Below are 11,986 nucleotides of genomic sequence, written 5' to 3'. Positions count from 1 at the left end.
TAGTGTCCGCTGCCATTTTCAATGGCAGTGTTTTTTGTTGTTTTAGGAAATTTCTATGTCGGTACTTTTGAAGAAAATTATGCGAAAATGCAGAAATGTAAATCATTCCATGGAGGGAGGAGGACAAAAATAAAGCCCCAAAGAGATGGAGGTCTCTTTGAGGCGGATTCAACTAAAAAACTATGATTATCAGTTTCTATTAATGTAATCAAGAGCATATCCTTTTACCAATACAAGATTGAAGGGTTTTTCTCATATTCCGTCTTCTGGATAAAACCTTTAATCTTCATCATTGTTATTAAATATCCATAGATATTCAGCTAACTGCAAAACAGAAACAAGTGTTGCAGCAACATAAGTCAATGCAGCGGCACCTAATACATTTCTTGCAGCTCTTTCTTCATTATTTTTTATAAATCCGAGTTTAATCATATAATCTTTTGCTCGTTTGCTAGCATTAAACTCAACAGGAAGAGTAATAATTTGAAAAGCTACTGCTGCACTAAATGCGATAATTCCCAATAATAATAGTCCTGAAATTTTAAAGAAGAATCCTCCTAGGAATAATAATGGAGCAATTCCAGATGAAAAATTAATTACTGGAAATAGTCTGTGTCTTGCAACCAGCATTGGATAGTTAACTTTATCTTGAATTGCATGTCCAATCTCGTGACAAGCGACTGAAATGGAAGCAACTGAATTCCCATAATACACATGTTCTGATAGTCTTACCGCTTTCGAAATGGGATCATAATGGTCAGTTAAAGGACCTCTTATACACTCTACGGGAATGTTATTTAACCCATTTTCGTCAAGCATTTTACGCGCTGCTTCAGCACCTATTAATCCAGATGAAGCAGCTACCTTCATATATTTATTAAACGTTCCTTTTACCCTAAATTGTGCCAACAGACTTAATCCAAATGCTATTAAAATCAGTATAGTCCAAGGTGTGAAAATCACTATTTCTTTCCTCCCTAACATTATTAAATGATTCTTATCTTATTTTACGAATTAATTAGAGTATAAGTTTCATATTTTTATTAAGTTAAAAATAATTTTTATTCAAAATAATACGAAAAAGCAGGGATTTCGAAATCCCTGCTTTTATACTTGCATTTATATATGTTTTTTCTGAAGTGGGTACTATAATTAATCCCTATCCTCTTATTGGAAGGTGGAATCTCATTCCTGGCTTTAGTTTAGTTCCTTGTTTAGTATAAGGATTTTTTTGGAAGTAATCATAACTAGATTTCTCAGCCAAATGTACTTTTCTCAAACCTAGCCACCATAAGAACCCCATGTAAGGAGTCACCGACAACCAAGTACCCGCTTTTAACAATAAAAAATTATACACACCATGTAATAGTACTGGAAGTAATATTGATATAATCAACCAAAACCATTTTGAATTTTTTGCAAACTTGGCTTTGCTAATATAATACCCCATAATAACACCAAACAACGCATGACTCGAAACAGGGAGCATCGCCCTTGTTAGTGCATAATCCAACCCATTAGTCATTAAATAAAATATATTTTCGACAGTTGCAAACCCTAAAGATACGGAGGTTCCATAGACGATTCCATCAAAAGGATCATCAAATTCAACACTCCTGTAAGCACAGAAAAATAAAACGGACCATTTGAAAACTTCTTCAATTAAACTCGCAGAAAATATAGCGTTCATGGAATCATATAGAACAACATTTTCTACTTTCAGTATATATTCAATAAATGCTATCGGAAATAAAACCAATGCCCCAGATATAAATGTAAAAAGGACCATAGAAACGGGTTCTGGTTCATGCTTATCTTTCAAATAAAAATAACTTAATAATGCTAAACCAGGAGCAAATCCAGCGAATAATATCCCTAACATATCTAACCCCTTTCAACCTTAGATTCAATAATTATCCCAACTATATAAACATACTAGTTTCTTTGTCATGTTAAAAATTTCTGTAAAACTTTAGTGTTCATAAAATAAATGCATTTAAATTTATTATACCGTTTATCCTAATTGCCTGCAAAGTTGCAATGATTTGAACGGTGTTATTGAAAATGGTAATCTCTTAAACAACTACATTATTTTTTTACATCAATATTTATATTGATAAATTTTATAAATATGATTCCCTCTAAAAAAAGAAGAATTCTTATGTTTAATATTGAGATATTTAGACTGATACTACTCTAACCATCTTTTGTTTTTATCCCCGACTAAAACTTTTCCAACTCTTGCAGATTTGTTTTTTCTATCAATTTTACCCATAGTAATATTACCAATTGCTCCACCATTTTTATTTTCAAGTTGAAAATTGGACATATTATCCATAGGAGGTGATAAGGTGACTGACAAAAAGAGAACTTCTAAACCGATTGAAAGAAACAGTAATCAAGATAATTACAACAACAATCGACATAATGAAAATGCTAGGGCAGCAGCGGCTAATGAACCAGGTATCCCAAGAATTGATACAGATAATCTTTAACAGTAAGTTTATTCGTGTACCACCTGTTATTTATTTTTTATTTACAAATCCTATAAAGAGCTACCCACGGGTAGCTCCTTTAGTCGTTATAGAATTGTGTTTTTCATATTGGCGTACATCGCCTTTACTGTACATATATTCTGCCAATAAAAAATTCATTTCATTACATTAGTCAACAAATTGAATTTGATACTTAAAACCCAAATATTGTTTTCAAAAATGTAAATATAGATTAATCTCATCACTATTACAATTATGCATCAAGTGAAATTCGGGAATAATAAAGAACGAATGAATTTTATGGGGTGGGAAAAGATGGTCCAGCATTGGTTGGCTAAGTTTTTACGACTACCTGTTGTTGTAACAATTTTTTTATTAGCTTCATTTATTACAATAATTTTTGGGTATATCATTCATTTAATAGAACCAGATAATTTCCCAACGGTTTTTGAAGGTATTTGGTGGGCAGTTGTTACAACGGCTACGATTGGATATGGGGACTATGCTCCGGTATCAGTTGCTGGGAGAATTACAGGAATTATACTTATGATAGTTGGGATTGCAATTGTTTCCTCTTATTTTGTTAGCTTGGCCACAGTAGCAGTCACCATGCAAGCAGCCTATATGGAAGGCAAACTTATTTTTAAGGGGCATCAACACATGATCATAATCGGATGGAATGAACGTTCCAAAGAATTGATTTCTACCATATCTAAAAAAAATCCATCAAAGAAAGTGGTTCTTATCGATGAAACATTGGATACGATGCCAACAGAATACAAAAATGTGCACTTTATCAAGGGACGTGCCAATCTAGACGACATTTTATTAAAGGCAAACATTCATCAAGCACAATGTGTAGTGATCACTGCTGACCAAAATAAAAACGAATTGCACGCTGACATGAATACGATTATTACCCTGTTAGCGATAAAAGGAACTCACCCAACTATTCGCTGCATTGCAGAGATTCTAACTTCTGAACAAGTGGAAAATGCAAGGAGAGCAGGAGCAGATGAGATTATCCAATCCAATGTCCTAACAAGCTCCCTTATCCTTAACAGTCTTGAATCTCACTCTACCATGAATTCCATCCTGAACTTAATTCGTGATTCTGATAACCACCACCTCTTAACCTGTGAACCTGTTGATGAGATAATAGGAAAACCATTTTATGAAGCGTGTAAACTATTTTTGAAAAAGAATAAAATGTTAGTTGGAATACAAAGAGGAGACAAAACTCATATTAATCCGCCACAAGAATTTATGATACAACAGGAAGATATTGCTGTTGTAATTACCAAATAACTCATTAAAAAAAGCCTGCTTTATCTCATCCTTAAGATGTTAATAATGCAGGCTCCTGTTTTTTATTTTATTAAATAAAAAGGTACAGTAGTGGTCCCATAAATGAACAAAATACAGAACCTATAAATAACGTTTAAGAATATCATGGCTGTCACTAAGGACAGCTTTCTTTACATATTTAGATTACTTCCCTTACTTTCTCTTTTCTTGTGGGAGCAACCGATATTCCTGTTGTTTCTTCAAAGTTATATAGGCTTGTAGGTAAATCTGTAAATCGTTCTAATTCATTATAAGCAGGAATACCGTGGTATGACATATCCAATCCTTCTTCTTCCTCACGTTCACTCGCTCGTAAACCAACGGTCTTTTCACATACTGCTGCCATAAATGCACCGCCTAAAAGCCCCCATACCACTACTACTGCTGCACCTAATAATTGTACTTTGATAAGTGAGAAATCACCTGTTGTTAAAAGACCTTGAGTTGTATCAAATAATCCAACCGCAATGGTTCCAAATACACCATTGAAACCATGAACGGCTACGGCTCCAACTGGATCATCAACTTTTAATTGGTCAACGAAAAGTGTTGCATAAATCACAATTACTCCGCTGATTGCTCCAATTATTATGGCACTCCATTGGGAGACAAAGGCACATCCAGCTGTTACAGCTACAAGACCAGATAATACTCCATTAATCGTCATACTTGGATCTGCTTTTCCGAATTTTTTCATTGTAATAAAAAGGGCTGATGTACCTCCACTTGCTGCCGCAAGCATCGTATTAATCGCAATGGAAGCGAGGGCTGTATTGGAAGCATCTAATGTGCTCCCTGCATTAAAAGCAAACCACCCAAACCATAAAATAAACGCACCTGCTGAAGCTAAAGGAATATTACTTGGTGCAAATACATTCGCACTTCCATCTGAATTAAATCTTCCTTTTCTTGCTCCTAAAATTTTCGCCATAGCAAAAGCCGCAAAACCTCCAACCGCGTGAATAGCAGCCGAACCAGCAAAATCTTTCATGCCTAATTTCGCTAACCAACCATCGCTATTCCAAATCCAGTGACCTGAAAGGGGATAAATGACCGTACAAATCAATGCCGCTGTTAAAATATACGCTTTAAAGTTCATCCGCTCTGCTACTGCACCAGAAACAATTGATATACAAGCCACTGCAAAACCCATTTGAAATAACACAAAAGCAGCACTTGGCAATTCGATCGAAAGAGCAATCTTCTCTGGACTTCCAAATAAATTAGTACCGATAATTCCAAAGGCATCTTTTCCAAACATAATACCAAAGCCAATCAACCAAAAAGCTAAAGCCCCAATGGTTAAATCTACAAAGATTTTCATTGTTACATTGACAGCATTTTTAGTTCGGACAAGACCCGCTTCCAGCAAACTAAATCCGCCTTCCATAAATAAGACCATTGCTGCTGCTAACACGACCCAAACGGTATTTAAATACATTAATTCCATGGTGGTTTAGTCCTCCTTATTTGCGAGATCATCTATATCAAAGTCTGTGGTACCTGTTCGAATGTTATAGGCTTCTAGGATGGGATAGACGTAAATTTTCCCGTCGCCTTCTTCCCCAGTTCGAGAGGAGTCAATAATAGTATTAATTGTAGGCTCAACCATGTAGTCTGAAAGGACAATCTCCAATTTAACTTTTGGATGAAGAGTCACGTTATAATTCTTACCACGATAAACTCCTTTAGTATCCTTCTGTTTCCCTCTACCTACAACCTGTGAAACTGTAAAGCCTGTAATTCCTATATTCTTTAGACCTTTAATCGTCTCGGTCAGTTTTTCCGGTCTTACAATCGCCTCTATTTTTTTCATTTTATCTTCACCTCTTTACTTATGTTACATCTCCTAACATCAATATGGTTAATAATATTACATGAATAAAAAACATGCAATAACATATTGCAAAAATTATAAATAGTAAAATTATCTAATACTATGAAGTAGAGTAAGAAACTGATTTCAATGGGATAGCCTTCGGCTATCTCTTTTACTTTCAGTTCCTCCTCATCAAACCGTACATGAGGTTTTCCCTCATACGGCTTTCCGACGTTCTTCTTTCTTTGGCTTTACGGTATCTAACTAGCTAATTTCACTAAAATATGTTCTATTTCTTTCCTTACGTTCGTCAAATTTCTATGTTTCTTTCGACTATTCCTTTTCTTGTTGTAAAACAAGGTAAGGCGTTCCAACACATACCAATCAATGCGATTTAACCATATCTTTGCGTGTGTGGAGAGGAGATAATAATTCTTGAAACCTTGCAGTTTCTTATTTAGCCCTTTCACCAATTCGCTAATATCCAGATAAAGTTTATTTCTCGGCTCTGTGTAGGCTTTAATCTTTGAACGCATTTTCTTCATTGCGTTCTTTTTCGGTATGTGTGACATGACGAATAACGTATTTCCACCTTTTCTTCTGATAGGGAATTTACGATTATGAAATCCAAGAAAATCAAAGCCATCTATGTCGTTCCATAAGTTGACTAATCTTGATTTATCTCGATTAATAGAAAGGTCGAGTTTACCCATGATTGATTGAATCACCTGTATACTCTCTAGTGCCTGTTGTTTTGTTCTACACATGATGACGAAGTCATCTGCGTATCTCACTAATTCCCCAAGATGTTCAAATCTCTTTTTCCAAAGCTTATCCATTGTATTTAGATAAATATTTGCTAAGAGCGGAGAAATTACCCCTCCTTGCGGAGTGCCCGTTATTGGGTTTCGAACGTTTCCTTCCTCCATAATGCCTGACTCTAACCATTTACGAATCAATTTTAAGACTCTACGGTCACTAATTCGTTGCTCCAATAATTTCATCAATTTGGTTTGGTTGATGTTATCAAAATATCCTTGGATATCGACGTCGACTACCCAAAAACATTTCTTACTAGCTTTCCTTATTTTCCCCATGGCTTGATGGGCATTTCGTTTTGGTCGGAAACCAAACGAACAGTCATGAAAGTCTGCTTCAAAAATGGGTTCAATGACCATTTTCGTTGCCATTTGTGCAACTCGGTCTTTTATCGTGGGAATTCCTAGTGGACGTTTCTTTCCACCATCCTTCGGAATATAGGTTCTTAGGACAGGGCTTGGGTGATAACATTTATCTTTTAATTCTAGATAGAGTTCGTTCATAAATTTCGTTTCCCCATAGTCCAGGACGATATTTTCAATCGTCTGTCCATCGACACCTCCACTTCCTTTCTTACTTTTCACTCGTTTCCATGCCTCCCATAGAATATCAGGACGATAGATTTTGTCATATAAAACGTGAAATCTACGAGTTGGATTTTCCTTGGCACAAAGATATAACGTCTTCCAGAATTCTTGAGCTTTTGCATTATTGGTGTAGTTAGTCATTTTCTTGACATTCACTGACTCTTACCTCCTTCTGACATATGAACGAAGTAGGGTATAGGCTTTTGCCGTCCTTCCCTAGACAATGTTGTATTGTCATTGTCATCATTGGTACTATGACCCCCTCCGACTCCCTCTCATCCATCCACCACTTCGTTTGCACTTATAGGTTTCTGCTTTACTTTCGTAAGAAAGTGACGAGGAGGGTATCCCCAGTTCCGCTAATTACTTTCCTAACATGTCGTTCCCCTTACCCCGAGAGATTCATCGGTGCTGCTGTTCCAAGTTCTTCACACCTTCCATGGTCTTCGCCCATATTCCCAAGGCTCGACTTCTCTTTGGCCACCGTTGGTGGGTTCTTTTGACGAGACGGCAGGATTCACTTTATGTTACAACCTGTTAGTTTGCTCGCACTCTTTAAGAGAGTTACTTTGTCACAGGGCTTCATCCTTAGAATTTCTTCACCAGATGCCTGTCAGCTACTGAGCGTCCTGGCACTTACTCAGATTGGACTTTCACCAATTAGCAATTAACGGCTTGCTGGGCACGCAAAATAAAAAGACATCCATGGATGTCTTTAATGTCTTTTAATCTTTTTACTTTATATTTGCAAATTCATTGATATTATCACGGTGTCCAAGTACAACCAACTTATCCTCTTGTTGCAGAATATGGTCCGGTGATGGTGATATGATTATAGTTTCATTATTAACAACTGCAATGGCAGTCAAATTATATTTTGCTCGTAAGTCAAGCTCTCGTAAATTTCTATGTGTTAAACCGGGTGGAATCATTAGTTCTTCAATATTGTATTCCTTTGACAGTTCTATATAGTTTAACACGTTAGGTGAAAGGAGTTGATGGGCAACTCGTTCCCCCATATCTCTTTCAGGATGTATAACCCAATCTGCTCCAACCTTTGTTAAAACTTGTCCATGGCGTTTATTTAGAGCTTTTGCTATTACCTTTTTTACCCCCATATCTTTTAAAAGCAATACAGTTAATATACTAGCTTGCATATCATTGCCGATTGCCACAATCACATAATCAAAATTTCGAATCCCAACCGATTTTAGTGATTCCTCTTCTGTAGAATCGAGCATGACAGCGTGAGTTAGCGATAATTTACCATCATCAATACGTTCTTCATCAATATCAATTCCCATAACTTCTTGTCCTGCTTCAAATAACTTGGACGCAATACTTAAACCGAATCTCCCTAACCCTATAACAGCATAACTTTGCTTTACCATAGTCATCATTCACCCCAAAGAATCAATTTTGATGGATCAAACGCTAGCCGATTAATATTTTTTCCTCTGCATATCTAACCTTCGCTTCTTTTCTAGTATGTAAGAGTGCAAAAGCCATCGTTAAAGGTCCAAGTCTTCCGATAAACATCATAATGGTTATTAAGATTCTACCAGCAGGAGATAGGTCGGGTGTGAAATTTGCAGACAAACCTACTGTAGCAAAGGCGGAAATCGTTTCAAATAAAAGTTTGCTCATATCAGCATTTTCTGTAAAAGTTAATAAAAAGAAAATAAGAAAGATAAAAAACATTGCCGCCACCACGATCGATAATGATTTATTAACCAGTTCCCACGAAATTCTCCGTTTAAAAATATTCACATCATTCCGATTCGTTACTACTGCCCAAAAAGCAAAAATAATAATGGCAAAAGTCGTTACCTTGATACCACCACCAGTTGAACCAGAAGAAGCACCAATAAACATCAGTGCCATCATAAACACTAGGGAAGAAAGGTTCATGGCTCCAATATCAATCGTATTAAACCCAGCGGTTCTAGTTACAACACCTTGAAAGTAGGAGGCCCATAATTTATCACCCAACGGCAAACCTCCAATCGTAGCAGGATTATTAAATTCCGAAACCAAAATAATTAAAGGTCCAATAATGACAAGTATTAGTGACATCAACAATGCAATTTTAGAATGTAGGGATAATCTACGAATGGATTTTTTATGAAAAATATCTAGTATGACAGTAAAACCAATCCCCCCTGTGATGAAAAGGAAAGTAATCATTACATTAACTGTGGGATCACCTACCCATTTACTCAGATTGTCAGGTTCGAGACCAAACCCAGCATTATTAAAGGCTGAAATGGAATGGAATATACCGTAGTAAATGGCTTTCCCTAACGGCATTTCAAATGACCAACGGATTGCTAAAGTAATAGCACCAATTAGTTCAACAATAAAAGTAATCACTATAATTCTTTTTACTAGGTTTACTACACCTGAAAGTGAAAATACATTTAATGAATCTTGCAGTAATAAGCGTTCCTTAAGGCCAATCTTTTTCCCTAAGATAATAAACATAAAAATACCAGTGGTCATAAAACCCCAACCGCCAATTTGAATTAAACAGAGAAGTACGATTTCTCCAAATAAAGTAAAGGTTGTTCCCGTATCAACAACTGCTAACCCTGTAACACATACTGCAGAAGTGGCTTCAAACAATGCATCTATAAAGCTAAGTCCACGTCCTTCTTCATAGGTAGCGATTGGTAACATAAAAAGAAATGTCCCCAATAGAATAAGACTGCCGAAACCGATAACAAGTATTTGGGCAGGATGCAAACTAACTAAATTCCCTTTTTTCCTAAACAAATCCATAATTTTTCTCCCCTTAACACCTATAATTTCATGTAATATTTTTCTTTTAAAAAAATTTCCCCAAAAATGAAATGTCTTTTTTATGGTACACTCAATGGTTTTTGTTTATGAATTTATTAATAAAATTTTAATTATTAATGTAACCATCTAATTTTACTATTTTGTCTATAATTTGGTTGTATTCGTGTTCAGCTATTTCATCAGAAATAATATTTGCTTTGTTCAATTTTTCAATAGCCTCATGTTGTGCATACAAGGCATGTTTTTGTAAGATGGATTTTTGTTTCGCTTTTAAATTCGGATACTTCTCAAAAAGTTTCTCTAATTTACTATGTATTACTACAAGTTCTTGTTCGTATTGGCTGGTGACATCTTTTGCTGCTGTTTCGGAAAGAAACAAATTCCTTCTTACTTTGTGCACTTCACTAATAGCCGTTTCGAAACCAAATCCTTTTGCTATAAGTTTCTCATATTCCTTAAACCCTTCTTCTTTTTTATTTATTCCTAAGATGGATAATAACGGCTTTATAGAAAGTCCTTGAAATACTAATGAGAACAATACCACACTAAACGATATAATTAAAATTTCTCCCGTCCTGTAAAGTCACGAGGAAGACTTAAAACAAGTGCAATAGATAAGGATCCTTTAAGACCTCCCCAATTGATAACGTGCTTCCAACTGATTGGGAAATTATTGATGAATAATATACTGGTATATACCGAAATGCTCCTAGAAATTAACACAATGAAAATGGCAAGAAAAATATAGCCCCATTTATCTGTTAAGGTAATCCTGGTTATTTCCAAGCCTACCATCAGAAATACAATGGAGTTGGCTAGCAGTGCAGTCACTTCCCAAAAATTATTAATATTTAACTTCGTCGTAGGGCTCATTCCAATTTTTGCTCCGTAATTTCCTAGAACCAATGCAGCCACAACAACGGCAATGACACCCGAAGCATGGACCGCTTCAGCCAGTAAGAATGAACCGTAAAATAGAATAAGACTAAAGATGATTTCCAACGGATAATCGTCAAAATAACTGGTTAATTTAGAGAAAACATAGCCAAGGGCACCGCCAATGATGATTCCAAGGGAGATTACTTTAATAAATTCCCATAATCCAAAACCTAAACCCACAACTCCAAGATCAATATAAGTGAGTAGATAGTAAGCGGAAATGTTAAAAAGGACAACCGCCAGTCCATCATTAAATAAACTTTCTCCTTCTAATACAATTGCAAGCTTTTTGTTTACCCCGACACTTTTAAATATAGATATTACGCTTACTGGGTCAGTTGCACTCATTAATGCTGCAAAAACAAATGCTGCCGAAATCGAAAAACCTAAAAACCAAATGGCGGAAAAACCAACAAGGAGAAAGGATAAAAGAGTTGCCCCAAATGCTAGAGCAAGTATCGGCTTTTTATTCTCTATTAAATGGGGAAATGGCAGCTTTAAAGCCGCTTCACCTAATAATGCAGGCAAGAACAGTGTAATGATAACAAAGTTGAAAACCTCACTTTCAGTAATAAAATCCTTTAATGGCTCTAAAGCTGGAATGTTTACGAGACCAATGATTGTCCCAACTATAACTAATGCAATTGGGTATGGTTGGTTGATTTTTTTTGCGATAGCTGTTATTCCAGCCGCAATCATAACTAAGGTAATAGCAAGTTTAAAAATATGGTGTAAATCTAATGCATGCACTTCTTATAAAACCCCCTTTTAAGATTCTAGTTTCCCTCTTCAGAGTAATTTATAACAGTAATTTTTGGATTAAAACAAAAAAAGCACCATCTTCAGTTGAAGGTGCTTATCAATGCTTGCGTTCATATAATCTCCCCCAGATTGTTTAACTCTTATTATTTTACCATTATATTCTATTTTATTTGTGAATACCTATTGAAGTATTCTGCCGTAGTTCAACAAGAAAAGGCAGCCTTAATGAAGCATTGATCAAACTCAAGCTACCCGTTAGTCAAATAAGCTAGTATAATAGATAAATTTAATATGCTAATTGAAATAGGGGGATTATTATGCCATTATCAAATTTAAATATATACACTTGGAAGCCATTTTCAACATCACCGCCACCACCGTTTACTCCAGCCGTTGAATCAGCACTGAATAAGCTT

At 35.6% G+C, this 11,986-nt stretch carries 9 protein-coding genes and 2 pseudogenes; 2 read left to right on the top strand and 9 right to left on the bottom strand.

Features of this window, described 5'->3' with window-relative positions; translation table 11 throughout:
- Nucleotides 1–279 precede the first annotated feature (279 nt).
- The 3 genes and pseudogenes from QFZ28_RS12775 to QFZ28_RS29760 form a co-directional block, all read right to left on the bottom strand.
- Nucleotides 280–984 carry a zinc metallopeptidase gene (locus tag QFZ28_RS12775; RefSeq protein WP_307194971.1) on the bottom strand — a complete coding sequence of 235 codons (705 nt, stop codon included), beginning with the start codon at nt 982–984 and terminating at the stop codon, nt 280–282.
- A 175-nt stretch (nt 985–1,159) separates the two neighbouring features.
- A complete protein-coding gene (gene prsW, locus QFZ28_RS12770; RefSeq protein ID WP_307194970.1) occupies nt 1,160–1,882 on the bottom strand; it encodes a glutamic-type intramembrane protease PrsW in 723 nt (240 codons plus the stop codon).
- A 321-nt stretch (nt 1,883–2,203) separates the two neighbouring features.
- Nucleotides 2,204–2,290 (bottom strand): annotated as a pseudogene (locus QFZ28_RS29760) (GNAT family N-acetyltransferase); the annotation flags it as partial.
- Nucleotides 2,291–2,351: 61 nt separating this feature from the next.
- Here QFZ28_RS29760 and QFZ28_RS12760 point away from each other — a divergent pair.
- Together QFZ28_RS12760 and QFZ28_RS12755 are read left to right on the top strand one after the other, a co-directional pair.
- Complete coding sequence (locus QFZ28_RS12760) at nt 2,352–2,495, top strand: hypothetical protein (RefSeq protein ID WP_307194968.1); 144 nt, start codon at nt 2,352–2,354, stop codon at nt 2,493–2,495.
- A 315-nt stretch (nt 2,496–2,810) separates the two neighbouring features.
- A complete protein-coding gene (locus tag QFZ28_RS12755; RefSeq protein WP_307194967.1) occupies nt 2,811–3,803 on the top strand; it encodes a potassium channel family protein in 993 nt (330 codons plus the stop codon).
- Between the two features lie 178 nt (nt 3,804–3,981).
- On the opposite strand, the gene QFZ28_RS12750 is transcribed toward QFZ28_RS12755, so the two are convergent.
- The 6 genes and pseudogenes from QFZ28_RS12750 to QFZ28_RS12720 all read right to left on the bottom strand — a co-directional run bounded on the left by QFZ28_RS12750 (nt 3,982) and on the right by QFZ28_RS12720 (nt 11,558).
- The gene (locus tag QFZ28_RS12750; protein WP_307194966.1) at nt 3,982–5,292 is read right to left on the bottom strand and encodes an ammonium transporter; all 1,311 of its coding nucleotides are present in this window, start codon (nt 5,290–5,292) and stop codon (nt 3,982–3,984) included.
- 6 nt (nt 5,293–5,298) lie between these two features.
- Nucleotides 5,299–5,658 (bottom strand): P-II family nitrogen regulator, encoded by a 360-nt coding sequence (locus QFZ28_RS12745; protein ID WP_307194965.1) that lies wholly within the window; start codon nt 5,656–5,658, stop codon nt 5,299–5,301.
- 263 nt (nt 5,659–5,921) lie between these two features.
- Nucleotides 5,922–7,223: a group II intron reverse transcriptase/maturase gene (gene ltrA / locus QFZ28_RS12740; RefSeq protein WP_307194964.1), complete on the bottom strand. Its 1,302-nt coding sequence runs from the start codon at nt 7,221–7,223 to the stop codon at nt 5,922–5,924.
- A 578-nt stretch (nt 7,224–7,801) separates the two neighbouring features.
- The gene (locus QFZ28_RS12735; RefSeq protein ID WP_307194963.1) at nt 7,802–8,458 is read right to left on the bottom strand and encodes a potassium channel family protein; all 657 of its coding nucleotides are present in this window, start codon (nt 8,456–8,458) and stop codon (nt 7,802–7,804) included.
- Between the two features lie 43 nt (nt 8,459–8,501).
- Entirely contained in the window at nt 8,502–9,848 is a 1,347-nt protein-coding gene (locus QFZ28_RS12730) for a TrkH family potassium uptake protein (RefSeq protein ID WP_307194962.1), read from the bottom strand.
- Nucleotides 9,849–9,975: 127 nt separating this feature from the next.
- Nucleotides 9,976–11,558, bottom strand: a pseudogene (locus QFZ28_RS12720) (cation:proton antiporter).
- Nucleotides 11,559–11,986 lie beyond the last annotated feature (428 nt).

The sequence above is a fragment of the Neobacillus niacini genome (assembly GCF_030817695.1).
GTDB lineage: Bacteria > Bacillota > Bacilli > Bacillales > Cytobacillaceae > Neobacillus > Neobacillus niacini_F.
The sequence above is the reverse complement of the archived record's forward strand: the minus strand, read 5'-3'. Positions and strand labels throughout refer to the sequence as shown.